Source organism: Nocardia sp. NBC_00416 (assembly GCF_036032445.1).
Taxonomy (GTDB): domain Bacteria; phylum Actinomycetota; class Actinomycetes; order Mycobacteriales; family Mycobacteriaceae; genus Nocardia.
Genome location: NZ_CP107932.1, coordinates 1292645 through 1317872 on the forward strand (window position 1 = coordinate 1292645; position 25228 = coordinate 1317872).

Annotated in this window: 24 protein-coding genes; 14 read left to right on the forward strand and 10 right to left on the reverse strand. The window is 68.1% G+C overall.

Annotation, left to right across the window (positions count from 1 at the left end; all coding sequences use genetic code 11):
• Window positions 1–100: 100 nt before the first annotated feature.
• The 5 genes from OG804_RS05865 to OG804_RS05885 all read right to left on the reverse strand — a co-directional run bounded on the left by OG804_RS05865 (window position 101) and on the right by OG804_RS05885 (window position 5351).
• On the reverse strand, window positions 101–1498 hold the full coding sequence (locus tag OG804_RS05865; protein WP_328394652.1) for an MATE family efflux transporter: 1398 nt from the start codon (window positions 1496–1498) through the stop codon (window positions 101–103).
• 7 nt (window positions 1499–1505) lie between these two features.
• On the reverse strand, window positions 1506–2576 hold the full coding sequence (locus tag OG804_RS05870) for a PLP-dependent cysteine synthase family protein (RefSeq protein WP_328394654.1): 1071 nt from the start codon (window positions 2574–2576) through the stop codon (window positions 1506–1508).
• Window positions 2573–3922 (reverse strand): alanine racemase, encoded by a 1350-nt coding sequence (locus OG804_RS05875; RefSeq protein WP_328394656.1) that lies wholly within the window; start codon window positions 3920–3922, stop codon window positions 2573–2575. Before OG804_RS05875 ends, OG804_RS05870 begins: the two co-directional genes overlap by 4 nt.
• Complete coding sequence (locus tag OG804_RS05880; protein WP_328394658.1) at window positions 3913–4887, reverse strand: ornithine cyclodeaminase; 975 nt, start codon at window positions 4885–4887, stop codon at window positions 3913–3915. The genes OG804_RS05875 and OG804_RS05880 overlap by 10 nt, the downstream gene beginning before the upstream one ends.
• A gap of 317 nt (window positions 4888–5204) precedes the next feature.
• Complete coding sequence (locus OG804_RS05885; RefSeq protein ID WP_328394660.1) at window positions 5205–5351, reverse strand: hypothetical protein; 147 nt, start codon at window positions 5349–5351, stop codon at window positions 5205–5207.
• A gap of 259 nt (window positions 5352–5610) precedes the next feature.
• Here OG804_RS05885 and OG804_RS05890 point away from each other — a divergent pair, with 259 nt between their 5' ends.
• Window positions 5611–7203 carry a long-chain-fatty-acid--CoA ligase gene (locus OG804_RS05890; protein ID WP_442941754.1) on the forward strand — a complete coding sequence of 531 codons (1593 nt, stop codon included), beginning with the start codon at window positions 5611–5613 and terminating at the stop codon, window positions 7201–7203.
• Window positions 7204–7210: 7 nt separating this feature from the next.
• Here OG804_RS05890 and OG804_RS05895 read toward each other — a convergent pair whose 3' ends face one another.
• Window positions 7211–8260, reverse strand: coding sequence for a hypothetical protein (locus OG804_RS05895; protein WP_328394664.1), 1050 nt, complete (start codon window positions 8258–8260; stop codon window positions 7211–7213).
• A 541-nt stretch (window positions 8261–8801) separates the two neighbouring features.
• Here OG804_RS05895 and OG804_RS05900 point away from each other — a divergent pair.
• Entirely contained in the window at window positions 8802–9290 is a 489-nt protein-coding gene (locus OG804_RS05900; RefSeq protein ID WP_328394666.1) for a GNAT family N-acetyltransferase, read from the forward strand.
• 35 nt (window positions 9291–9325) lie between these two features.
• On the opposite strand, the gene OG804_RS05905 is transcribed toward OG804_RS05900, so the two are convergent.
• On the reverse strand, window positions 9326–9874 hold the full coding sequence (locus OG804_RS05905; RefSeq protein ID WP_328394668.1) for a TetR/AcrR family transcriptional regulator: 549 nt from the start codon (window positions 9872–9874) through the stop codon (window positions 9326–9328).
• Window positions 9875–9911: 37 nt separating this feature from the next.
• On the opposite strand from OG804_RS05905, the gene OG804_RS05910 reads away from it, so the two are divergent.
• Window positions 9912–10601: a lysophospholipid acyltransferase family protein gene (locus OG804_RS05910; protein ID WP_328394670.1), complete on the forward strand. Its 690-nt coding sequence runs from the start codon at window positions 9912–9914 to the stop codon at window positions 10599–10601.
• Between the two features lie 148 nt (window positions 10602–10749).
• On the opposite strand, the gene OG804_RS05915 is transcribed toward OG804_RS05910, so the two are convergent.
• On the reverse strand, window positions 10750–11514 hold the full coding sequence (locus OG804_RS05915; RefSeq protein WP_328394672.1) for an ArsR/SmtB family transcription factor: 765 nt from the start codon (window positions 11512–11514) through the stop codon (window positions 10750–10752).
• A gap of 66 nt (window positions 11515–11580) precedes the next feature.
• Between OG804_RS05915 and OG804_RS05920 the strand changes: the two genes are divergently transcribed.
• The 10 genes from OG804_RS05920 (at window position 11581) to OG804_RS05965 (ending at window position 21652) form a co-directional block, all read left to right on the forward strand.
• Window positions 11581–13026, forward strand: a complete 1446-nt coding sequence (locus tag OG804_RS05920) for an MFS transporter (protein WP_328394674.1) — start codon at window positions 11581–11583, stop codon at window positions 13024–13026.
• A 191-nt stretch (window positions 13027–13217) separates the two neighbouring features.
• Entirely contained in the window at window positions 13218–14096 is an 879-nt protein-coding gene (locus tag OG804_RS05925; RefSeq protein WP_328394676.1) for a TIGR03854 family LLM class F420-dependent oxidoreductase, read from the forward strand.
• A gap of 270 nt (window positions 14097–14366) precedes the next feature.
• Entirely contained in the window at window positions 14367–15305 is a 939-nt protein-coding gene (locus tag OG804_RS05930; protein WP_328394678.1) for a TauD/TfdA dioxygenase family protein, read from the forward strand.
• A 384-nt stretch (window positions 15306–15689) separates the two neighbouring features.
• The gene (locus OG804_RS05935) at window positions 15690–16334 is read left to right on the forward strand and encodes an ABC transporter permease (RefSeq protein WP_328394680.1); all 645 of its coding nucleotides are present in this window, start codon (window positions 15690–15692) and stop codon (window positions 16332–16334) included.
• Window positions 16335–16534: 200 nt separating this feature from the next.
• Window positions 16535–17818, forward strand: coding sequence for an ATP-binding cassette domain-containing protein (locus OG804_RS05940; protein ID WP_328394682.1), 1284 nt, complete (start codon window positions 16535–16537; stop codon window positions 17816–17818).
• Complete coding sequence (locus OG804_RS05945) at window positions 17815–18552, forward strand: ABC transporter permease (protein ID WP_328394684.1); 738 nt, start codon at window positions 17815–17817, stop codon at window positions 18550–18552. The genes OG804_RS05940 and OG804_RS05945 overlap by 4 nt, the downstream gene beginning before the upstream one ends.
• A complete protein-coding gene (locus OG804_RS05950; protein WP_328394686.1) occupies window positions 18549–19535 on the forward strand; it encodes a glycine betaine ABC transporter substrate-binding protein in 987 nt (328 codons plus the stop codon). Before OG804_RS05945 ends, OG804_RS05950 begins: the two co-directional genes overlap by 4 nt.
• A 59-nt stretch (window positions 19536–19594) precedes the next feature.
• A complete protein-coding gene (locus OG804_RS05955) occupies window positions 19595–20356 on the forward strand; it encodes an FAD-dependent oxidoreductase (protein WP_328394688.1) in 762 nt (253 codons plus the stop codon).
• Window positions 20320–20637 (forward strand): hypothetical protein, encoded by a 318-nt coding sequence (locus OG804_RS05960; RefSeq protein ID WP_328394690.1) that lies wholly within the window; start codon window positions 20320–20322, stop codon window positions 20635–20637. The genes OG804_RS05955 and OG804_RS05960 overlap by 37 nt, the downstream gene beginning before the upstream one ends.
• A gap of 460 nt (window positions 20638–21097) precedes the next feature.
• Window positions 21098–21652, forward strand: coding sequence for a hypothetical protein (locus tag OG804_RS05965; RefSeq protein ID WP_328394692.1), 555 nt, complete (start codon window positions 21098–21100; stop codon window positions 21650–21652).
• Window positions 21653–21754: 102 nt separating this feature from the next.
• Here the strand turns inward: OG804_RS05965 and OG804_RS05970 are convergent, their stop codons facing one another.
• Entirely contained in the window at window positions 21755–22210 is a 456-nt protein-coding gene (locus OG804_RS05970) for a nuclear transport factor 2 family protein (protein ID WP_328394694.1), read from the reverse strand.
• Window positions 22211–22387: 177 nt separating this feature from the next.
• The gene (locus OG804_RS05975; RefSeq protein ID WP_328394696.1) at window positions 22388–22990 is read right to left on the reverse strand and encodes a TetR/AcrR family transcriptional regulator; all 603 of its coding nucleotides are present in this window, start codon (window positions 22988–22990) and stop codon (window positions 22388–22390) included.
• A gap of 355 nt (window positions 22991–23345) precedes the next feature.
• On the opposite strand from OG804_RS05975, the gene OG804_RS05980 reads away from it, so the two are divergent.
• Entirely contained in the window at window positions 23346–25166 is a 1821-nt protein-coding gene (locus OG804_RS05980) for a DUF3556 domain-containing protein (protein ID WP_328394698.1), read from the forward strand.
• Window positions 25167–25228: the final 62 nt, after the last annotated feature.

Below are 25228 nucleotides of genomic sequence, written 5' to 3' on the forward strand. Positions count from 1 at the left end.
CGAGCGCAGGTCCCCGATCGCCCGCTGACGCGGCACGGTCTCCGACCACGGGCCGCCGGAGGTCCCCGGCCGCCCGTCCGACGTCGCGTCGAACCCGCCGTCAGCCCACCAGATCCCGTTCGCGCGAACCGATGCGCAGGTCGCGCAGGAAGCGGCGCCACACCAGGGCGGCCGTCGCACCGAAACCGACGCAGAGACCGAGCCAGATACCCGGGCCGCGCCAGTCCAAGGCCAGTCCGAAGACCGTCATCGCGGGTACACCGAGCGCGAAATAGCCCACCAGCGTGCTCTGCATCCCGGCCTTCGTGTTGCCGATACCGCGCAGCAGGCCGATGCACAGGTTCTGCGAGCCCTTGCAGTACTGCTGGACGATGGCGAACCACAGCAGTGTCGAAGCGGCCCCGACCACCGCGGCGTCGTCGCGGTGGGCTCCGAGGAACGGGGCCAGCACGAGTCCCGGCGCGAGTACGTAGATCAGGCCGGTCACGGTCATGAAGGCGAAACCGAGAGCGAAGGTCCGGCCCGCGATGGCGGCGACCGCGTCCCGGTCGCCCTGTCCTACGGTGCGGCTCACCAGGATCGACGAACCCTGCGACAGTCCGATGTTCACCTGGTAGACGATGTAGGCGAGCTGGTTGACGATATTGCTGGCGGCCAGCGCCACCGCCCCGAACCCGCCCATCAGCACGGTGGCGATCGAGGTGATCGCCGCCTCCGCGCCGTAGGTCAGTGAGATCGGCGCCCCCGTGCGGACTATCCGCAGCACGGTCGCGCGGTCGGCGTGCCAGGCCCGTAGCGACACGAGGTCACCGAGCACGGGGTCGCGCCGGACGCGGAACAGATAGATGCCGCAGGTCCAGACCTGGACCAGTGTGGTGGCCAGCCCGATTCCCGCCGGGCCGAGTCGCGGGACGCCGAACCAGCCGAAGACGAACAGCGCATCGAGCAGCGCGTTGACTCCGATCGACCAGAGTGTCACCCGGAGCAAGGAACCGGCGCGGCGCATGCCGACGGCGAACTGCCGCAGTACGTTCAGCCACAGCATCGGAATCAGTCCGGGGGCCAGGGTCCACATGATCGGCCGGGCGAGTTCGAGCACGGCCGCGTCCTGCCCGAGCCCGCGCAGGGCATAGCTCAGCGCGACCAGGACGAGCGCGCCGGCCGCGGAGGTCAGGGTCGCGACCAGCAGCGCCGCCCGCAGATATTCCCTGATCTCTTCGTGTGCGGCTGTGCCGAGGTCGTCGGTCCCGGTTCGCTGCTCGCCGCGCCCGGCCGCCGCGGCGATCATGTTCCCGACACCCGTGATCATGCCGACGCACATGGTGCGCAGCTGGTTGTACAGCAACAGCGCGAGCCCGCCCGCGGCCACCGCGGCCACCCCGAGCAGTCCCATCATGGCCAGATCGACCGTGGTCAGCGCGACCTGTGCGAGTTGGATCCCGGCGATCGGCCCGGCGAGGGCCAGGATCGCCCGGTAGTTCCGCCAGTGAGATGTCATCGGTGACCTATGCTCCCGTCCGCACGAGATCGGTGGACGCGAGCCGCACCGACTCGTCGTAGGCGCGGCAGAGCCGGACGATCCGCTGGTGCGCGGATTGATCGTAGAGGCCGCGGGCCGCGAGCCAATCCTCGTCGTAGACGGTGTCGAGGTACTTCTCGCCCGCGTCGCACACCAGCACTACCACCGTGCTGCCCGCAGGCAGGTGCACCAGTCGGCGCAATGCGACATGGACGGCGGCGCCCGCGGTACCGCCGATGAGGATGCCGGTGCGCCGCGCGACCACCCGCGCGGTGGCGAAGGCGTCGATATCGCGGACCCGGCAGTCTTCGTCGATCACGTCGTATTTCACATTGCCGCCCACCGGGAATCCCGCGGGGCTGCCGGCGCCCGTCTGCCAGTAGCCGCCCGCCGGGCCGCCGAAGATGATGGACCCCGCGGGTTCCACACCGATCGCGCGGACTCCGGAGCCCAGCCGCCGCAGTTCCGCTACGGTGCCGCACAGGGAGCCGCCGGTGCCCACCGCGCCGACGAGATAGTCGATATCGGTCGCCAGATCTTTGCGCAATTCGGCGGCGAGCTCGCGATACCCGGTGTTGTTGTGTGGGTTGTTGTGCTGATCGGGCTGGTAGGCCCCGGTGCGCGTGCTGATCTCGGCCGCGACCCGGCGGCGCCGCACACTGCTGGGGCCTTCGGTGCCGGCACTGTCCACGATCACCAGATGCGCGCCCATGGCCTTCATGGCCCGGAGTTTGTCGGCGGCGGCGTGATCGTCCACCACGGCCGTGAAGGAATAGCCGCGTTCCAGCGCCATCAGCGCCAGGCCGGTGCCGGTGTTACCGGAGGTGGGTTCCACGATATGACCGCCCGGCCGCAGTTCCCCGCTGTCCTCGGCCTGCACGACCATCTCCCGCGCCATCCGCACCTTGGCCGATCCGGTCGGGTTGAACTGCTCGAGTTTGAGCAGCAGCCGGGTGCCCGCACCGGTGCGGACCAGCTCGAGCAAAGGGGTGGCGCCGATCAGCTCGGAGGCGAACCGAACCACGTTCTCGCCGTGCCGGGGCGGCTGCGCGCTCATCGGTCCAGCCTCCAGCGCAGTCGGTCGTCCGCGTCGGTGACGACGATCTTGGGCGGTAGCGGCAGCTGATGGAACTCGCTCTCGTTCTTGTCCATCTGGTAGCCGGCGGTATTCGGGTACAGCAGCAGATCACCGGCGCGCGGCCGCTGCGACAGCAGCACCTTGCGCCAGGTGAGGACGTCGTACTCCATACAGCTGGCGCCGCCGACACAGGTCGCGACCGGACGCGGGTCCGGGTCGGCGGCGCGCGGCACCAGGATCGGATCGGGCAGGAACTCGCTGCCCTTCCACTGCTCGGACACGCTCATGCTGAGGCCGTGCACGGTGGCGATCCCGTAGTCGGCGTTCTGTTTGAAGCCGAGCAGCGGGAACACGCTGAACCCCGCGTCGATCAGCAGGGCGCGGCCCGGTTCCAGGAAGAGCGCGATATCGGCGCTCCGCAGACGCTCGGCCAGGCTGCGCCCGTGGCAGGTTTCGGTGAGGATCGCATCGAGCATGGCGGCCCCGGTGGGCTGCTGGGCGTAGGGATAGAACTTCTCGAACCGCCTGCCCGCGTGGAACCATTCGTCGCGGTGATCGCGCTGGAAGGCCGCCCAGTCCTCGTCCCGCACGTATCGGCAGGCGAAGCCGCCGCCGATCGAGATCGCCGATACCGGGAGTCCGCGCGCGCGGGTTCGCTCGCACAGCCCGATCACCTGGTGGGCGAGTTCGGCGCGGGGCGCGACCGCGTAGCCGTCGAGATGGAACGAGAAGCCGAGTAGTTCGACCTGCTCGCGCAGATCCACGCAGCGGGCGACCGCGTGATCCAGGTCGGCCTCCGATAAACCGAATCGGCTGTCCGGGGCGGTCGGCGGCAGTACGCGCAGCAGAATCCGCAATCGCCCCGCCGTGCGGGCGATGTGCGCGCCGCGTGCCAGTTCGTCGAGTGCGTCGACGGCGACAATGCAGTCGTGCCGTGCTGCCAGCCGCAGCAGCGCATCGGTCTTCGCGGCCCCGGTCACGCAGATATCGCGGCCCCGGATGCCGTGCGCCAAGGCGTGCACCAGCTCGGGTTCGGACGCGACATCGGCTCCCGCGCCGAGGTCGGCGACCACGGGCAGCCAGCAACCGGCCTTGTTCGCTTTCTTGCCGTAGTACACCCGACCACGGGTCTCGTGCCGGGACAGCACCGTCTGGAAATCCCGGAGATTGGCGCCGAACTGCTCGGGGTGGACCACATGGAACGGTCCGCCGACGGCGTGGTGAATATCGAAGAGGAGCTGCCGATCGTCGATGACCCGCCGTTGCCAGGCCAGCTCGACGGCCGGCAGTGCGGGAAGGTCGATCGTGGTGGGACTCAGGTCCACAGCCGCACCTGCTGTCCACGCCCGGCCGCGACCGCGCGGGTCGCCAGGGCATGCGCGACCGGGATATCGGTGATGACCATCCCGCTGGAGAAGGCGAATACGCGGTCGGACCGGTCCCGCCGGGCCGGCGCCCGCCCGGCCACGATCTCGGGAAGTTCGGCGTCGATCACGACATCGTCGTCGCCGGCCAGACGCGTGCCGGTGACGCCCAGCTGACCGGTGCTGGTCGCGATGGCGTAATCCGCGGCCCGCAGCGCGCCGCTCGCGACGCCCTTGCTGGCCACCGAGATCAGCAGACCACCCGGTCGCAGCCATTCGGTGCGCACCTTCGGGTGCGCGGCGCGGCCCGAGGCCACCACGACGATATCGGATTCGGCGACCGCGGCGGGCACGTCCTCGACCAGTTCGAGTTCGCGATCCGGGAACCACCGCCGCAGCGCCGCGCGACTTTCGGCGATTCCGTCCGGGTGGGTCCCGAACAGGCGCAGTCGCCGCAGACCGGGCAGTGCGCTGAGCAGATAGGGCAGTGTATTGCGGCCCTGGACTCCGGTGCCGATCATCAGCGCGCTGTCGGCGCCCTCCGGCGCGGCATGCTTCGCGATGATCGCGGTGGTGGCCGGGGTGCGGGCGGCGCCGATGCGCTGGCAGTCCATCAGTGCGAACGGCAGTCCGGTGGCGTCGTCGTAGAGGCTGATCGTCGTGTAGTACTTGGCGGCGCTCTCGCTGCCCTGCCGGTAGGAGGTCTTGAAGCCCAGGTGTTCGAGCGATCCGTCGTATCCGAGCATCGAGTACGACACGGCGTCACGTTCGAGTTTCGGGATCGGCATCATGAGTTTCACCGGACACCGTGAGTCGCCGCGGGCCAACGCGAGATAGCCCTCCTCGACGAGTTCGATCACCTCGGACGGCGTGATGTCGATATCGGCCAGATCGGTGCGGGTGAGGATGTGCAGTGCGTTGTCCATGGAACTCCGTAGTCGTGCGAATCGGGATGAGCCCGCACCGGCGGCGCTGCCGTCGAGGGGACCGGTTCGTCCGGCGGACCGTGTGAACCGATATCGAAATAGGTTGCCGCGCAGCATAATTCAAATGAACGCCGAGCCACGGAGAGTATGGTAGCCGTAATGATAATGATTTTCAGTACTATTTGCGGTGACGAATATCATGCGTGAGAAGGCTTGTGCGGTGCGCCGGGCCGGTTAGGTGCGACTGTGCCCGAGGGCTCCGCGGGGGTTGCGCCCCGCGGAGCCCTCGGGCACAGTCGGTTCGGCTCGCGGACAGTTCAGAGCAGGACTAGCGCGAGACTGGCCACTGCCATCAGGAACACCCAGACGATCAGCAGTGAGCGGGCCGCACCTGGTCGGGCGGAGTGCGTCCCCGGCAGCCGGGTCGAACGACTCTCCTTGTGGATTCCTGCGATAGTGCTCACGGTCCACCTCCTCGAAAGAGTTGTGTGCCTGTCGAAGCCGGATACCCGATCTCGCGCGGTCGACCCACCGGATCGAGGTCTGGCCGGATCTCGTGGTGATGTGGTAACCACAGGTCCCTGTGCGCGCGTGCTCCCGCCGTCGCCGGCGCCGGCGGCATCGACGATGTGGTCCGGTAGCTGCTGCCGCATCGATTCCGCCGTGTGCGGCGCGTGGGCGGCGTACGCTTCGCAACTGATCGACCGAGATGTGGAGCCCGTCATGGCCAGTAGTTCACCCCCGATATCTCGAGGAATGACAGCCGGCGAGCAGCTCGCCCGGCCCGCCCGCAAGATCCCCGCTGCTCCGGCCCTCCGGTTCGGGGGCGAATCGCGAAGTTACCGACAGCTGGACGAGCGAGTGTCCCGGCTGGCGAACGCGTTGCGGGCACGCGGAATCGGCCCCGGTGATCGCGTCGCCGTTCTCGGCCTGAACTCCGTGGAGGTGGTCGAGGCATTCCTCGCGTCGAACCGGCTCGGCGCGATCGGGGTGCCCATCAATTTCCGGTTGGTCGCCGGCGAGATCGCCTATCTGCTGCAGGATTCCGGTGCGGCCGCGGCCGTGGTCGACGCGCGGTTCGCGAGGGTGCTGGGCGAGGCACGCCGACAGGCGCCGGAGCTGCGGACCTCCCTGGTGATCGGAGGGGGCGCCGGCGAGCACGACGGCGAAGACTACGAAGAGGCGCTGCGTGACGCCGGCCCGGAATTCACCGAGGTGACCGTCGACGAGCACGAACCGGCCTACATCATGTACACCTCCGGCACCACCGGTCGCCCCAAAGGCGCGGTGCTCACCCACTACAACCTCATGCTGCACGCCTTCAGCGTCGGCATGCACCAGGGCATATCCGGCGACGATCGCGTCGCGCTCAACGGGGCGCCGCTGTTCCACATCGCCGGGCTGTCCAGCTATCTGATGTGCCTGCTGCCCGGCGGTACGTTCGTGATCACGCCGTCGGGCGGGTTCGACCCGGCCACCTCGGTCGAACTGCTCGCCCGCGAGCGTGTGTCGAGTTGTTTCTTCGTCCCGGCGCAGTGGCAGGCGATCTGTGCGCTCCCGGATATCGCGCGCTACGACCTGTCCGCGCTGCGGCAGATCTCCTGGGGCGCGGCCCCGGCGTCGACGACGCTGCTGCGCACGATGATCGAGACCTTCCCGCAGGCCGCGGTGTCCACCGCGTTCGGACAGACCGAATGCAGTCCGGTCACCTGCACTCTGCGCGGCGAGGATGCGGTTCGCAAGATCGGGTCGGTCGGGACTCCCATCCTGAACGTCGAGGTCAGAGTCGTCGACGAGGAGATGAACGAGGTGGCGCCCGGCGAGGTCGGGGAGATCGTCTACCGGGGCCCCACGGTGATGAAGGAGTACTGGAACAAACCGCAGGCGACGGCGGAGGCGTTCGCCGGGGGTTGGTTCCACTCCGGCGACCTCGTGCGCGCGGACGAGGACGGTTATTTCTATGTCGTCGATCGCAAGAAGGACATGATCATCTCCGGTGGGGAGAACATCTACTGCGCCGAGGTGGAGAACGTGCTGGCCGGGCATCCCGGGGTGGCCGATATCGCGTTGATCGGTGTGCCGCACCCCACCTGGGGCGAGGCGCCGCTCGCGGTGATCGTTGCGGCGGACCCGGCCGCCGCGCCCACCGCCGCGCAGATCGAGGCGTTCGCCCGGGATCGGCTGGCCGGATACAAATGCCCGAAGGAGATCGCGATCGTCGCGGCGCTGCCCCGCAACGCCAGCGGGAAGGTTCTCAAAACCGAACTGCGGGAAAGATACTCGACCGGCGGTCGCGCCGTCGCACCGGCCGGGTGACGAGGAGTCAGGTACGGCGCTCCCGACGCGCGTTGTCCGCGGGCCCGGCAGGTGTACCGATGCGCAGCGTGATCTGGTACGAGAGCAGCGCCATCGCGAAGAGTCCGGCCGCGACCGATACCAGCGCCCCGAATCCTTCGGTCGCGAAATCGGCGAAGGCGTTCAGGACGGTGAAGATCAAAGCCGCGACGCGCAGGGTCTGCAACGGCCACAGGGCGGTTGTCCGGCGGTACCCGATCATCGCGGGCGCCGCCGTCACCAGGGTCAGGCATGCGCTGACGAAAAGGATCGCCTCCGCGACTCCCATCCGCCCGAAATCGAAGGCGGTTTCGGATCGGTCCAGATGCAGACCACCGGCCACCAGCTGGGCGATTCCGGTGGCGACGCCCGCGCACGACGCGACCACCAGCAGCCAGCCGATCACCGGTATCCACCGGGCGCTGCGCAAGATACGGGGAACCAGGCGCGGCAGCAGTCGCCGGACCGAGTACAGCCGATCCGTGCGATGATCCGCCGCTTGCAGCAGCAGCCGGATCCCGTGCACCGCACTCGGGTCGGCGCCGCCGTCCTCGGCCCGGTCGAGCAGTGTGCGCGCCGCCGCCCGGCGATGCGCGGGTAGCCCGCCGGCAGCGCCGGTCGCCGCGATGGCGGCGGCGTTGGCCAGATATTCGTCCGTCGTGGGCGCGCGCAACACTCGCACCAGCCGGTTGGCGACGAGGATCACCAACACCAGTACGTACATGATCTCGGCCGAGGGGCCGTAGAAGTAGTCGTTGTCGGCGGTGACGAACTTGCCCACCTCGTCCAGGAAGAGCCCGAACCCGATACCCCCGATCACCACGGCGCCGGTGCGGGCGGCGGACCCGAGGACCAGCCAGCCCAGCAGTAACGCGATCATCATGGCCGCGCCGCCGTACAGGGCATGCGCGATATGCAGTGAGCCGCCGCCCACCTGCGGATAATCGGTGATCGCGAGATACGCGCGCGTCACCAGGATGGTCGCGATCGCGATGATGAGGAAGGTTTCGGCGGCCGCGTTGCCGTACGCGTTCCGCACGAACCTGGTGTGGTGCCGAGGGGCCCGGGCCGCGGTGGTCGTGTTCAATGCGGTGCCTGCCCGGAATTCGGTGGTTTCGGCACGGTGCCGGGCGCGGGCCCGGCGGGCCGTTCGCGACGGGCCGCATTCGTCGACGCCCGGCTTCCGAACGTTCTACTGTCGCTACGCCCCAGCACAGGAGACCACCTCGCGCATCATTCGGATATCGGTGTGGGAGCAGTCCGCGCGCCGGAAACGCGGCCCGCGGCGGCCATGAGGATCCGCTGTGCGCAAGGTACCGCTGCCGGGCGGGCGACCGCCGGATTGCGACGCCGGAACCGTTTCGTGTCCGCGGATCCGGAGTCCGGGCCCCTCGCGCGTGACTTGCCGAGGTGCGCGAGCACGGCTAGCGTGACCCGGCGATCGGTGCGAGGCGGTGAGGAGGTCGATGAATATGGCCCACACAGGCCTGTTTCAGCATGTCCTGCTCCGGTTCGCGCACGTCTGATACGCGCGACCGGATCACCTCCGATGATCTGGAGCTCTCGTGTCTACTTCTGCCATGGCGAATTCCGCCGAAATCCGTACGCCGCGACTACTTCTCCGCTCGTGGACGGCCGACGACCTCGTCGCGGTGCACGCCGGCACCGCGCAGCCGCACTGGGCGCGGGATTTCCCGGCCACCGGCGACCGGGAGATCGCCGACGCGCTGCGGGCGCGACCCGAATGGCTGGATCCGTACGGCCACCGGTTGGTGGTGGAGCGCGACGGCGGTACGACGGTGGGGTCGATAGGTCTGTTCTGGCCGCCGCTCGACGGTGTGCTGGAGCTCGGCTACGGCATCGTGCCGTCGCGCCGGGGCCGCGGGTATGCGACGGAAGCGACCCGGGCGCTGGCCGATTACGCGCTCACCGCACCTCTGGTGCACGCCGTGTCCGCGTCGGTGGAACTCGCGAATCCCGCGTCTGTCCGAGTGCTGGAGAAGGCCGGCTTCGTCCGGTTCAGTACCTCCGGTGAGTGTGCGGAGTTCCGGCTGACCGGCCGCGAGTGAGAGCGGGCGCCGCGGTGGATCACCGCGGCGCCGGTTCACCCCAGGGCGTCGCGCACGACACGCCGGATCAGATCGTCGATGTCCACGCCGGGAGCGGCCAGGGTCAGCGCGCCGGTGGTGGAGAGCACCGCGATGCCGTGCACGCCCACCCACAATGCGGTGGCTGTGGTGAGCGGGTCCAGTTCGGGGCGGGTGTTCCGGACCTGGGTGACGAGGCGTTCGAACAGCGGTGTGGACACCGAACGCAACCCGGCGCCGGAGCCTTCCAACAGGTCGTGCCGGAAGATCAAGGTGAACACCGCCGGCCGGGCCCAGGCGAACTCTATGTATGCCCTCGCCCATTCGGTGATATCGGCATCGCGGGAGTCGCCCGCCGCGGCCAGCGTCAGCGCCAGATCGCGCAGCCCCACCTCGGCGAGCGCCCCGAGCAATGCTTTGCGGGTGGGGAACCACCGGCGCGGCGCGCCGTGCGAGACACCGGCCCGCCGCGCGATCTCCCGCAGCCCGATCTCGGTCGAACCGGTTTCCTCGAGTAGGGCGATACCGGCCTGCACCAGGGCGTCGCGCGTTCCACTGCCACTCATGTAGACATTGTCTACTGTCGTGGGGTAGACAGTGTCTATGTCCCTGTGGAGCGCGTTCTGCTACCGCCTGTGCCGGTATATCTTCATCGGACCCCTGCTCCGGGTGCTCGGCCGGCCGAAAGTGATCGGCCGCGAACATCTTCCAGCTCACGGTCCCTATATCCTCGCGGCCAATCACCTGGCGGTACTCGACTCCTTCTACCTCACCTGGGCGGTCCGCCGGCAGGTGTTCTTCCTGGCGAAATCGGACTATTTCGACCGTCCCGGCCCGTTCGGACTGGCCCAGCGATGGTTCTTCCACGGAGTCGGTCAGATCCGGGTCGATCGCGGCGGCGGCCCCGGCGCCGCGCCCGCGCTCACGGCCGCCGCCGGCATCATCGAACGCCGGGGCGTGTGGGGTATCCACCCGGAAGGAACCCGCTCTCCGGACGGCCGGCTCTACCGTGGCCATACCGGAGTTGTCCGGGTCGCGATGCAGACCGGGGCGCCGCTGCTGCCGGTGGCCATCACCGGGACAGGCTCCGCTCCCGCACGCCCGTGGTGGCGCCGACGGGTAGTGGTCGAGATCCTGCCTCCGGTGGACCTGGCGGTTCATCGAAGGTCCGGACCGCACGGAATCCGCGGGGCGACCGACGCGCTGATGCGGACCATCGCCGCCCGGACGGGGCAGCACTACGTCGACGAATACGCCACGCGGCGGCGACCCGAACAGGATCTCGCCGCCTGATCGATCGGTGGTTGTTTCCCTCGGATGCGCCGGCAGCCGAGATGCGAAGCGGGCGGTGGGCGCACCGCGAAGTTCCGCCTAGGCCGGATTCGCCGGCGGTGCGAGCGAGCGGGGCGGGACGGTTCGGGCTCTTGCCGTGGGATCGCTGTCAGCTCGGTTCGATGCCGAGAACACTGTGCAGGACACTGGCCCCCGCATCGGTCACCCGGAGTGCGCGCCTGCTCTCGTGCCTGGCGACCCAGCCCGCCGATTCCATCCGGGTGAGCACTGCCGCGCCGAGCCCGCCCGCGAGATGATGGCGCTGTTCGCTCCAATCGACGCAGAAGCGCAGCAGCGGCCGCCGCCGCCCGCGTACCTCGGCGAGATCGACGCCGAGTTCGGCCAAGACCGGCGTCGCCGCGGGTCCGAGCCGGTAGGTGTGCTCGGCCACCGGCGCCGCGAGCCGGTCTCCGGCCGCTCGCTCGGTCCCGGTCGCGCCGTCGTCGCGGACCAGCGCCTGCGCGGCGACGAGTCCCTCGGTGACGGCCACACCGAGCCTTCCTGCCAGATGGTCGTAGCAACTGCGCGCGTTACGCATCGCCGCCGCCCGGCCGGATTCCCGCAGCGACCGCACGGGGCGGATCGGGGCCAGCGCTGCCAGGGCTTCGAACGCCGCGGCGACCTGTGCGTTCGCCAACCGGTAATAGCGATGTCGGCCGGAGCGCTCCACCGTGAGCATGCCGCCGCCGACCAGCCGGGCGAGGTGCTCGCTGGCCGTCGACGGCGCGATACCGGCCTCGGCGGCCAGTACCGACGCGGGCAGGGCGCGACCGTCGGTGAGCGCGCCGATCACCTTTGCGCGGGTGGGATCGGCGAGCAGTCCGCCGACGGCGGCGATATCGGCGAATCCGTGTTCGGGCCCGTGCGCGGTCATGCTCCCCATTGTCGCGCGCCGATACTTCGGTCCCGGCCGAAGTCCGGCAGGGTGAGACTGCCGGGTATGAGCACGGTGAATGTCGTGAATCGCTCGTCCTCTACGCGGGCCGCACCCGCGGTGGTGCTCGGCGTGATGTGTGCCGGGATGTTCTTCGTCCTGCTGGACGTCACGGTCGTCAATGTGGCGCTGCCCGCGATCGGCCACGATGTCGGCGGCGGAAGCGCGACCCTGCAATGGGTGGTGGACGGCTATGTGGTGGCCATCGCCGGATTGTTGCCCGCAGCGGGGCCGGTGGGCGACCGGATCGGTCATCGCCCGGTCGTCCTGACCGGATTCGCGGTGTTCGGCGCGGCCTCGCTGGCCTGTGCCCTGGCCCCCACGGCCGCCGCCCTGATCGGCGCCCGGGTGGTGCAGGGGATCGGTGCGGCGCTGCTGTTGCCGAGCACGCTGGCGGTGATCGTGCACGCCTATCCCGAGGCGGGTGCCCGGTCGCGAGCACTGGGGGTGTGGGCGGCGGCCTCCTCGCTGGCATTGCCCGCGGGCCCGCTGCTCGGTGGTCTACTGGTGGATCGCTACGGCTGGCGTCCGGTCTTCGGCATCAATGTTCCACTCGGTGTGGCGGCGATGGTGGGCTCTGCGGTGGTGGTGGCGAAGAGGACGGGCGGTAGCCGGGAGGGCCTCGACGTCCTCGGGACGGTGGCATTGCTCATGGGTCTGGTGGGTGCGGTGTTCACGGTTATCGCGCTCGGGCACGGGCAGGGGCGCGTCACCGTACTGGGCGCTGTGGCGGTGACCGTGCCGGCACTCGGCGTGGCGTGGTGGTCGGCGGGCCGGGCCCGGTATCCGGTGCTGCCGCCGGATCTGCTGAGAACCCGCGAATTCCTTGCGCCGAATCTGGTGGCGTTGATCATGAACCTGGTCGTCAACGGCCTGCTCTTCGTCTGCATGCTCTATCTGCAGAACGTGCGAGGATGGCCGCCGGTGTGGGCGGGTGCGGCCGTGCTGCCGCTGGCCGTGCCGCTCGTCGTGCTGGCGCCGCTGTCCGGCGGTCTGACCGCGCGACGTGGACCGCGCACCGCGGTCGCAACGGGTTGCGTGCTCGCGATTGCCGGCTCACTGCTGTTCGCGCGGCTGCCGGAGGGCGGAATCGGCTGGCTGCTCGCCGGTTTCGCGGTGCTGGGCTGTGGCGCCGGCCTGGTCACCGCGGCAGCTGTCGCGGCGGTGGTGCAGGCGACACCGCCCGATCGGCCCGGGGTGGCGACCTCGGTGTCGAATACTGCCCGGCAGACCGGTACCGCGCTGGGCGTCGCGGTGTTCGGGGTCCTCGCCGGGCCACCCACCGGACCGCGCTTCCTCGGGGCGCTGCACCTGATCTCCTGGTCGGCCGCGGCGCTGTGGAGCGTGGCGTTGCTGGCGAGCCTGCTCGGAATCCCCGGCGGCGCCGCCCACCGCGCCGCCGCGGCCACAAGCTCGCACAGCCCGGATCCGATCAGCGCCGCCGGGCGATGACGTGACTGTCGCGTGCGGCCTCGGCGAATCCGAGCGTCGGCGCCGTATCGGAGAAACGGTCGACTCGGGGGCGGCGGATCCGGCCGACGATCAGCCGCACCGGGTGTGACCCGGTCGGCGGTAGCGCCGGGGCGGGAGGTCTACTGGAGGAAGGCAGCCGGGTGCGGCTGACCAGATCGAGGGGTGATGAGTTGAAGATTCGGTTCGGCGTGGGTGTGGGCTCGAATATCTCTACGGCAGACCTGCCGGCCGTCATCGATCGGCTGGAAACCACGGGCGTGGATTCGATCTGGTTCTCCGAACTGGTGTACTCGCCGGCCGTGGACCCGGTGGTCGGCATGGCGTTCGCGCTCTCGCGCACCACGCGGCTGAAGGTCGGCACCTCGGTGGCGATCCTGCCCGGCCGTAATCCGGTGCTGGTGGCCGAGCAACTGGCCTCGCTGGCCGCGCTCGCCCCGAAGCGGGTCCTGCCGGTGTTCGGACTGCAGCCGGCGAACCCAGGCGAACGCGACCTGTTTCCGGTGGCGGGCCCGCGGGGTGCGGTCTTCGACGAATCACTGCGGCTTTTGCGGGCGGTGCTGCGGGCCGACGATGTGGCGTTCGACGGCGACTACTTCACCGTGCGCGGTGCCCGGGTGGGTATCCGGCCGGCACGGCCGCTGGATATCTGGCTGGGTGGGCGGTCGCCGGCCGCTTTCCGCCGAATCGGCCGCTACGGCGACGGCTGGCTGGGGAGCTTCCTTACTCCGACCGACGCCGCGGCGGCGGTATCGGCGATCAACGCGGCGGCGACGCACGCGGGTCGCGAGATCGAGGCCGACCATTTCGGTATCACGCTGCTGCTCGCGGAAGACGGTCTTCCTCCCGAACTCGCCGCGACGGTGCGGCGGCAGCAGCCCGGGGCCGATCCCGCGGACCTGGTGGCCGGCAGCTGGGCGGAACTGCACCGCCTGATCGACGGATACCTCGCGGCCGGGCTCAGCAAATTCGTCATAGTGCCCGCCGCCGGTGCGCCGCTCGGCCGGTTCTCGGACAGGTTCGCCGCCGAACTGCTGCCACGCCAGAACTGACGCCGACCCGGTGCGGTCGGGGAGGAGGGTCCGAGTTCGCCGCCGGAATGGACGATGAGCTGCCGCACGCCCGTGCATGCGGCGCTCACCGGTGTGACGAGACGGCGTCCGCCGGCGCGCACGCGGCAGAGCGCCGGTCCCGAGGAGCTGCGACGGCCGGTTCGCTGTGCGTTTGCCCATTCGAATCCCGCTGACCGTAATACTGGCCGAGCCGAACCGGCGGTGGTTACATCTGCAGCGATCCTCAGGTTCGAGCGAAAGGCCCTGGATATGTCCGTCGACCACACCGCTGACACCGTGACCACCGTGCAGGTGGTCAAACTCGGCACCCATATCGGCGCGCGGATCGACGGCGTCCGGCTGTGCGGCGACCTGGACCCGGGCATCGTGGCCGCAGTCCGGGCGGCACTCGACGAACACAAGGTGATCTTCTTCCGCGGGCAGCACCATCTGACCGAGGACGGACAGTACGAGTTCGCGGAGTTGCTCGGCAACCCGACGACCCCGCATCCGACCGTCACCTCGGCGGGTGTGAAGAGCCTGGCCATCGATTCCCGCCACGGTCGCTCCAACAGTTGGCACACCGACGTCACCTTCGTCGATCGCGTCCCGAAAGCATCGATCCTGCGGGCGGTCACCCTGCCCAGCTACGGCGGCTCGACCACCTGGGCCTCGACCGTCGCCGCGTACAACTCGCTCCCGGAACCGCTCAAGCGGCTGGCCGAGAGTCTGCGCGCCCGCCACACCAACCAGTACGACTACGCCGCCACCGCCGCGGACGACCCGGACGCGGGCGCCACCGCGTATCGGCGCGAATTCGAAGCCACCTACTTCGAGACCGAGCATCCTGTTGTGGAGGTTCATCCGGACACCGGTGAACGCGCGTTGTTGCTCGGCGGGTTCGTCAAGCAGTTCGTCGGCCTGAGCAGCACCGAATCGCAGACGCTGTTCCGCCTGTTCCAGGACCGCGTGACCCGCCTCGAGCACACCACCCGCTGGAACTGGGCACTGGGTGATGTCGCGATCTGGGACAACCGCGCCACTCAGCACTACGCCGTCGACGACTACGACGGTAGCGAGCACCGTCGACTGACCCGCATCACGCTGGCCGGGGAGGTGCCGGTCGGTGTCGACGGCAGGCCGAGCACGGTGATCTCCGGTAGCGCCGAGCACTACGCGAAGGCCGGCGCGCAGTTGCAGGCCGCGTAGCGGCCTGCGATCGGATACCCGGCGCCGCGAGAGTGTCTGTGTCAGAGTGGGTTCGGCGGAAGCGCTGACAGTCGGGGGTTCGTCCGGGGCCTTCGACGCCGGTCGCTGTGGCCGTTCCACCGAAAGGCGCAAACCGTTGACCTCGACTGGAATCGATGACATCGCTCGCATACAAATCGCCGTGCGTGAATTCGTGGCGGGCCGGTGTCCGGATCATGTCACCGCTGGCCGGCGGGGAAAAAGCGCGGGCGGCCGCTCGATCGGCGAATCGCCCGCCGCGCGACGTCCGGAACTGTACGCCCGGAATCGATTAATCTTTGACGGCCCCGCGCGTCCCGTGCGCGGACAGCTACCGGCTGGTCTTCGGCTGACGATGGGAATCCCGTGAATTTGTGGAGTTACGTCCGAGGGCGGGGAGAAGTCCTGACGTTCCTCACCTATCAGCATGCCTCCCTGGCGTTCCAGACCGTTCTGGTCGGGACGGTCGTCGCGGTGCTCATCGCGGTCGCGGTCTATCGGCTCCCGCTGCTGTCGGCGCTGTCGCTGACCTCGAGCCGGGTCGCGCTGACCATCCCTTCGCTGGCATTGCTGGCGCTGCTGCTGGTCCCGTTCGGTCTGGGTGTCGTCCCGTCGTTCATCATGCTGGCGTTCTTCGCGGCGCTACCGGTGATCGGCAACGCCATCGTCGGATTGCGGTCGGTGCCGCCCTCGGTCGTCGAATCCGCTCAGGGTATCGGCTTTTCGCGGTTGCGGATTCTGCTGACCGTCGAATTGCCGATCGCCTGGCCGGTGATCCTCACCGGAATCCGGGTCTCCACCCAGATGATCGTCGGCGTCGCGGCCATCGTCGCCTATGTGCTGGGACCGGGGCTCGGATCGCTGATCTTCAACGGACTGTCCCGGCTCGGCGGCGCGAACGCCCTCGAAATGGCACTGACCGGAACGATCCTCATCGTCATCATCGCGTTGGTGTTCGACGCGCTGCTCGTCCTGCTCGGACGCCTCACAATCGCAAAGGGACTGTCATGATGCGGTACCTCCGGCTTCGCTTCGGTCTCCGCGGACCGCATGAATTCGTTTCGAAGGAGGCTCTGTGATGCGGTACCTCCGCCTTCGCTCCGGTCTCCGCGGACCGCATGAATTCGTTTCGAAGGAGGCCCTGTGATGCGGTACCTCCGCCTTCGCTTCGGTCTCCGCGGACCGCATGAACCCGCTTCGAAGGAGGCCCTGTGACCGGGGATGTGACCAGTCGGATCGCGGCGGAGACGCCGGAGCGGACGGTGACCGGGGTGTCCATCACTCTGGACGCGGTCGTCAAACGTTTCAAGGGCCAGGAGAAACCGGCGGTCGAGCGACTCGACCTCGAAATACCGGCGGGGCAGATCGTCGCCTTCGTCGGCCCGTCCGGTTGCGGTAAGACGACGACGCTCAAGATGATCAACCGGCTGATCGAACCCACCGAGGGCCGCATCTTCATCGGCGGCCGGGACGTCACCGGGGAGGACCCCGACAAGCTGCGACAGTCGATCGGGTACGTCATCCAGTCCGGCGGTCTGTTCCCGCACTGGTCTGTCGCCAAGAACGTCGGCGCCATCCCGCGGGTCCTCGGCTGGGACAAGAAGCGGATCGCCGAACGCACCGAGTATCTACTCGATCTGGTGGGCCTGGACCCCGCGACTTTCGCCGACCGGCTCCCCAAGGACATGTCCGGTGGGCAACAGCAGCGGGTCGGGGTGGCGCGGGCCCTCGCGGCCGACCCGCCGGTCCTGCTCATGGACGAGCCGTTCGGCGCGGTCGATCCGATCACCCGGGCTCGGCTGCAGGACAGTCTGATCGCGATCCAGCACGAGCTCGGCAAGACCATTGTGATCGTCACCCACGATTTCGAAGAGGCCACCAAACTCGGCGACAAGGTGCTCATCCTGTCCGAAGGCGGCCATATCGAGCAGTACGCGCCTCCCGAAGACATTCTCACCGACCCGGCCACGCCCTTCGTCGAGGAGTTCGTGGGGTCGGGTGCGAAATTGGCGTATCTGACCGTATCGCGGGTCCGTGATGTGCCCAGCGACAAGGTCGTCACCGCTCGGATCGGCGAATCGTCACAGACCGTGATCGAGCGGGCGAAAGCGGCCGGGCACACCTGGGTGGTCGTCGTCGACGCGGCGGGCCGGCCGCGGTCGTGGCCCACGCTCACGGAACTGGCGACCAAACCGGAGGTTTCGGACTTCCTGGATCGGCGGCTGCCGGTCGTCGCCCGGTCCTCGACCCTCAACGACGCGCTCGACGCCATGCTCGCGACCAGCCAGGGCGCCACCCTGGTCACCGACGGCCGGGGCGCGGTCGTCGGATCGCTGAGCATCGGTTCGGTGACGGAGGTGATCCGGGACAAACTCGCCGACGCGCACGCCGACGAGACCGACCCCTCGTATGTGACCTACGTCGACGGAACCGATCCGGCGCCGACCCCGGTGGTCGCCGCCGATGACGAACCCGGATCGGCTGAGCCGTCGTGAACCGCCTGCGCCGGCTGCCGATCGATGTCTGGTTCGAACCGCTGATCATCGCGGTCATCGGTATCGGATACGTCCTGTGGTATCGGTCGACGACGTTCACCCCGACCGAGCAGGCGTCCCTGAGCTGGTCCACTCTGCAGACCACGATCCTGGAGCACATCAAACTGACCGTGGTGGCCACGGTGATCGTGGTGGTGGTCGCGATACCGCTGGGTATCGCGCTGACCCGCCCGGGGTTGAAGCGATTCGAGCCGATCGCCGTCAATATCGCCAATATCGGCCAGGCGGCGCCCGCGGTCGGGCTGCTGGTCCTGTTCACGTTCTGGCTTGGCACCGGATTCCGTACGGCGATAGTCGGTCTCGTCGTATACGCGATCCTGCCCATCCTGCAGAACACGATCGTCGGGCTGCGGCAGGTGGATCAGCGCACGATCGAGGCGTCGCGCGGTATCGGCTTCTCCGGCACCCGCACGCTGTTCCAGGTCGAGCTTCCGCTCGCGGTGCCCGTCATCCTCAACGGTGTACGCACCGCGCTGGTCATCCTGGTCGGGACCGCGACGCTGAGTACGTTCATCGGCGCGACCAGCCTCGGCACGCTGATCACCACCGGCGTCACCCTGTTCCTGCCCAAACTGCTCATCTCCGGCGCGATCCTGGTCGGACTGCTGGCCCTCACCATCGATTGGCTGGGCCGACTCGTCGAACTGGCCGCGACCCCACGAGGTGTGTCATGAGTTCGCCCCGCGCGCGACTGGTCACCGCGGTTTCCGCATTCGTCGCGGCGGTGGCGCTGCTGGCCGGGTGCGGTCTGGTGAGTTCGTCGGGAACTTTTCACGACGCGAGTCTGCCGGACGGCGCCCGGCCGCTGGACGGCGCGAAACTGGTCGTCACCTCGAAGAGCTTCACCGAGGGCGTGCTGCTGGGCAAGATCACCGCGACCTATCTGGCCGCGGCCGGCGCCGAGGTCACGGATCTGACCGGAGCTCCGGGTTCGGCGTCGTCGCGGCAGGCCCAGCTCAACGGTGACGCCGATGTGCTCTGGGAGTACACCGGCACCGGCTGGGTCAACTACCACAACGAAACCGAGACGATCGCGGATCCGCAGGAACTGTGGCAGCGTGTGCACGACGTCGAGAAGCGCGACTACGACCTGGAATGGCTGCCGCCGTCCAACTTCAACGACACCTACGCGTTCGCCGCGTCCACGCCGACCGCCGAACGTCTGAAAGTGAGAACGCTGTCGGAGGTCGCCGCGCTCCCGGTATCCGACCGGACGTTCTGCGTCGACGACGAATTCTTCAGCCGCTCCGACGGTTTCATCCCCATGCTGCAGAAGTACGGGATCCCCTACAACGATCCGAACGGTGTGCCGGCCGGCAACGTGACGCGGATGGACGCCGGGGTCGTGTACACGGCCACGGCCAAATCCTCGCCGTGCAATTTCGGCATGGTCTACACCACCGACGGCCGGGTCAAGAACCTGAATCTGGCTGTCCTCGAGGACGACCAGAAGTTCTTCCTGCCGTATAGCGGTACGGCGGTCGTGCGCGGCGAGATCATCGACCGCTACCCGCAACTGGCTCCGCTGCTCGGGACGCTGTCCGAGCGGCTCACCGACGATCTGATGCAGGAACTCAACGGCCGCGTCGATATCTACGGTGAGGATCCGGCCGATGTCGCCTACGACTGGCTGAAGAGCGAGAAGCTGATCACGTAGGCGGGAACCTGTGTCGTTCTTGTATGTTGGCGTCCATGGATCGGACACCCGGAGGCCCGATGATCACAATTCTGGGAAGTGGTATAGCCGGGACGGCCCTGGCCGGCGGTTTGTCCCGGTCCGGACGGCCGGTGACGGTGTACGAGCAGCAGCACGGCGGGGGAGGCGGGGCGTTCCTGATCCTGGACGGGCGCGGGCACAGCGGTCTGCTCGAGCTGGGTGTGCCGGAGGCGGAACTGCACGCGGCCTCGTATCCGCTGACCGAGTTGCAGTACACCCCCGACGACGGCGTGACCCGCCGGCGTCCGAGTGAGGGGCACCGGTTCTGGTTGCGCAGCGATCTGATCGAGGTGCTGAAGCGATTCGCGCGGGACGCGGGAGCGGAGATCGGCTACGGCAGCCCCGTCACCGAAGTGACGGTCGACGCCGCGCACGGGCACACGACCTTCCGCGTCGGCGACCGTTCGGTGACCACCGAGGACCTGGTGATCGGCGCCGACGGCATCGACTCGGCGGCGCGGGCGGGCAGCGAACCCGGGCGGGTCACCGAGTACGCCGGTGACGTGGTGCTCTATGGAATGACCGCGACGCCCGTGGAATGCCCCACCGATCCGTTCGTCCTGCACTTCCACGCCGAGTCCGGTTCCGGTACCCGCCCGGCCGCGACGTTCGGGCATATCTGGCGTCCTGGCGCCGCCGCGGCACTGTGGTTCTTGCGCGTCACCCGCGCGCCACTGCCGGTCGCGGAGACCGGATCGAGCCGGTCGACCGGTGGGCCGAGGAAGTGCTCGCGGCGACGCCCGCCTCGGTCCGGGAACTGACCGAGAAACTGGTCGCGGGGACCGACACCGTCCACGTATCCAATGCCCGCAATGTTCCATTCGCGCAGGCCGCGGCGCCGTCGTCCCCCGTAATCCTGGTCGGCGACGCCGATCACGCCATCACTCCCGCGGCGGGGGTCGGGGCGCGGGAGGGCATCGAAGACGTCGTGGCGGTCCACCGTGCGATCGTCACGGGCGGATCGCCCGCCGCGGCCATGGCAGCTCGGCGGCTGGCCATCTCCGAGGAGCGTGCCCGGGTGGCACGCAGGATGCGGGGATGAGTGGGGTCAGGGCCTGTTTCGGGGTGAAGGTGGACGGCACCGCGATGCGGTGCCGTCCACCCCTCGTTTCGGTGAAAGATGATGCCCGCGTGGGTATCTAGGCGAGATCTCGTCGATCGTTGGGATCGGTCGGGAAATCTTGCGATACCGAATTGGTGGTGACATTCCGCGCCACTCCGACGCACGCGTGCAACGCCGGATGTGGGCCGGACCGCGCGGGTCCGGTCGGTGCGCCATGAGTGACTGATCGATTGTTCTGCGGAGAAATGAATTGGTGCGAACAAGGCTAGTTCGATGATTTTCGCGACCGAGAGTCGAGCCATCCGACTCGCGCAATGGGGGAGCGATCACACCCTCCGGCAATGTGGCGAGCCGCGGGGCGAGTTCCTACCGCATAACGTCTATTGACGTCCGCGATACCGGGTTGCGTGGCGGTTTACGCCCCTGCCATGATCTTCCGGTGAACATATCGAAAGTTGCGGTGCTCGGTGCCGCTGCGGCGCTGGCCTTCGGAATTGCCGGCTGCAGTTCCGACGAGAAGTCGTCGTCCGCCGCCACCTTGGTCGCGTCGACCGGCGCCGCGGCTTCCTCGCCCGCGACGCTCGAGTACGCCGGCCTGCTCATCGAGCCGAGCGATATCGACGCCGGCTGGACATTGAAGACCACCCAGCCGGAGCAGGACGGTATCACCGGCATTTTCGGCAACAGCGAGGGCACTGAAAAGATCAGTACGTCCATCATTGTGCGGGATAGTCCGGAGACCGCCACTGCAGCCGTCGCGGCGGCAAAGGACGCCGCGTCCCAACAAGCCGGAGGCGTCGCTTTTTCTCCCATCGAGGTCGGTGCAGGCGGCGGCATAATGTATGCCCCGGATGCGACGGTCGTTGTTTTCAGTGAGGGCAGCGCCTTTGCGATCCTCGAGTTCAACAGCAGCACCGGTGAACGTGTCCCGGACGAAGTGGCAATCGAGATCGCACAGAAACAGGACGCCGCCATCAAGGCGGGCGTGAAATAAGACCATCAGGTGAGGGGCGCCGCTTTGCGGTGCCCCTCACCTATTGACGACCGGCGGCCCGACGAAAGTGGGGCCTTTCGGCCGTCATGGGCTCGGGACTGACTATTTCGTGCCGTCGCCGCGGTGCAGTTGACGGACTTTCTCCTCGTGGCTGCTGGTGAAGTCCGGGTCGACGTAGATGTGGACCGCGCTGATGAGTGTGCCGCGAAACGTGAAGACATTGCAGAAACGGCCGGTCGAGACGCGCTGGTCCGGCCATCGACTCCCGTCGGCGGTGATGCCCCATTCACGGCCTTCGACGATGATCCTGTCTCCGGCCACCATGATGTCCAGGCCGTCGATATCGTGTTCGAGGGCCGATAGGTCTGCCCAGAGGCGCTGCGCGAACTCGGCCATGTCCTGTTTACCGTGTCCGACACCGAATTTCGGAAAGTACAGTTCCACATCGTCGGTGTAGAGATCGAGCAACGCGGGATCACCCGCATCGATGAGCTCGAAAGCGCGGCGGACGATCGCGGTGCGCTGGTCGGTGAGTTCGGCGGGCGTGGTCAGGGTCATGGAATAACTCCTCTGTGCGTGCGCGACCGGGCACGGCCGGTCGTTCGGATCGTGTGATCGTGTGTTTGGGGCGTGATGCGTTGCGGAAAAGGCCGATTCGACAGAACGCCTTTCTGTATTCGAGAGTCCAAAACGGTGGCGTGCGAGGTCCGCGGGCCGCGGTCGACAGACCGCGGGTCAGCCGACGAGGGGTTGTAGTCCCAGGGTGAAGACTCGCTGGAGCTGGTCCGGGACGACCCCGGCCTGGGCGCTGACGCGAAGCCCGGAAATGACTGTCACCACAAGAAGTGCGCCGTCGTCGGCGTCGACATCGCGTCGTAGGCTGCCATCGGCCTGGCCGGCTCGGATTGCGTGTGCCAGCAGCGACAGTCGCTGCTCCAGTGACGCTTCCAGGGCTCGGACGATCCGTTCATCGCGTTCGCGGAGTCCCGGCGTCATGTAGGTGCCGACGACCATGCAGCCGGCCGCATGCCCCTGTTCGGCGGCCGCCCGTTCCTCGGCCAGCACCAGCTCGGCGAGCGTCTCCAGCCGTTCGCGACCGTCGCGGGTCTTGTCGGTGAGGATTGCCTCTTGCATCTCGTCGACGACCGACAGGTATCGCCGCAGGGCCTGGACGAACAGCTCCTCTTTCGACGTGAACGTGTTGTACAGGCTGCTTCGTCGCACACCGGCGACCTCACACAGTCGTTCGGTCGAGCAATCGCTGAATCCGAGCACTCGAAACTGACTCGCTGCCGCATCGAGTACTGCGGCCTCGTCGAATGCCCGCGGTCTACCCATGGACATGACCCTACATCATTATGTATTTCAGAGTACAAAACGGTGCTGCGCGTTCGGTTCGTGGCCGGATGAACCGCGAGGCCGAGCTCGTGCCCGCCTGCGCGCGTAGTCGGGACCAGCGGACCGGCGATCCGGAAGGCGACCTCGAATGGACGGTCGACGTCATCGGTTGCGGACTCCGGGCCCGTCGCGGCCGGTAGACCGCAGGCGGTGGTCGACCCGGGTCCGCTGTGCCGGATTCGTCGATGCGGGGCCCGGGTCGCCGGGTTTTGTCGAGCGATTCCGGAACGACGGGAACCCGACCCGTAGTACGTTTCAATCATCTGATTGAACGAGCTATGGGATCGGGTGCGCAGTGAGTGGAACGGATCGGTTGTTCGGCCTTCTCCGGCCGAACCTGCCGGTGGTCGACTACGACGAATGGAGCCGGGGGACCAGGTCGGAGAAGATCCGTCCGATGGCCCGGCACTGGGCCGAGGTCGGTTTCGGCACACCAGCGGTGCTACATCTGTGCTACGTCGGCAAGATCGCGCTCTACATCCTGGGCGGATGGTTGTTCGCGCTGACCACCGCGGGTGTCGACGGATTCACCGAGGTGGGCAGCTGGTGGTCGGAACCGATCGTCTTCCAAAAGGTCGTGCTCTTCACGATGCTGTTCGAGGTCCTCGGACTGGGCTGCGGGTTCGGGCCGTTGAACAACCGGTTCTTCCCTCCGATGGGCTCGATCCTGTACTGGTTGCGCCCCGGCACCATCCGCCTGCCGCCCTGGCCGGAGCGAGTCCCGGGCACCCGCGGCACCCGCCGCGCGCTGATCGATGTAGCGCTCTATGCGGCCCTGCTGATCATGTTGCTGGTGGCGCTGTTCTCGAACGGGACCGGACCGGTCGCGGCGTTGGACACCTCCGTCGGCCTCCTCCCGGTGTGGGAGATCGCGACCGTGGTGGGACTGCTCGGGGTGCTCGGGCTGCGCGACAAGGTTATTTTCCTGGCCGCGCGCGGTGAGGTGTACGCATCGCTCGCCGTCACCTTTCTCTTCGGCGGCGCGGATATGATCGTCGCCGCCAAGGTCGTGTTCGTCGTGATCTGGATCGGCGCGGCGGTGTCCAAGCTGAACAAGCACTTCCCGTTCGTGGTGTCCACCATGATGTCCAACAGTCCGGTGGTCCGGCCGCGTGCGCTCAAGCGGCTGTTCTTCGAGCGGTTCCCCGATGATCTGCGCCCGGGACGTCTGTCGCGGTGGTTCGCGCACGGCGGGACCGCGATCGAGATGGGTGCGCCGCTGGTGCTCTTCTTCGGCCACGGTGGCTGGCCGACCGCGCTCGCCGCCACCGCCCTGATCTGCTTCCATCTGGTGATCCTCACCGCGATTCCGATGGGGGTCCCGCTCGAGTGGAACGTCTTCATGATCTTCGGCGTGCTGACGCTGTTCGTCGCGCACGCGGAGGTGGGCGTCTCCGATGTGGGCGATCCGGTGCTCGTCGTGCTGCTGCTGATCGTCCTCGCGGGCGTGGTCCTGGTCGGGAATCTGTTCCCGCGCAAGGTTTCCTTCCTGCCGGGCATGCGGTATTACGCCGGCAACTGGGATACGACGCTGTGGTGTATCCGGCCGTCGGCCGACGCGAAGATCCGCGCGGGGATCGTCGCCGTCGCGGCCATGCCCGCCGCGCAACTGCAACGGTTCTACGGAAGTCCGGAGGCTGCCCAGATCCCGCTGTACCTGGGGTATGCCTTCCGGGCGTTCAATACACACGGTAAGGCGCTGTTCACGCTCGCTCATCGTGCGATGGCGGGCCGGGACGAGAGCGACTATGTCCTCACCGACGGCGAGCGGATCTGTTCCACCGCCCTGGGCTGGAATTTCGGCGACGGCCACCTGCACAACGAACAGTTGATCGCCGCACTGCAGCAGCGCTGTGCTTTCGAACCCGGCGAGGTGCGGGTGGTGCTGCTGGACGCACAGCCGATTCATCGCCAGATCCAGCGTTACCGTCTGGTCGACGCGGCGACCGGTGAATTCGAGAGCGGATATGTGCGGGTCGCGGATATGGTCGTCCGCCAGCCGTGGGACGACGGGGTCCCGGTATTTCCCGATCATCGTCCCGGAGCGGCCTCGGCCTCGCCGGCGGCCCGGGTCGAGCCGGAGCCGGGTGGTGATCAGCTCGGCGGCCGGGGCTGACCTCGCCGGTCCGTGCGCAGGGTGTCTCCGCGCTGCCCGATGCGCAGCGAATCTACAGCCAG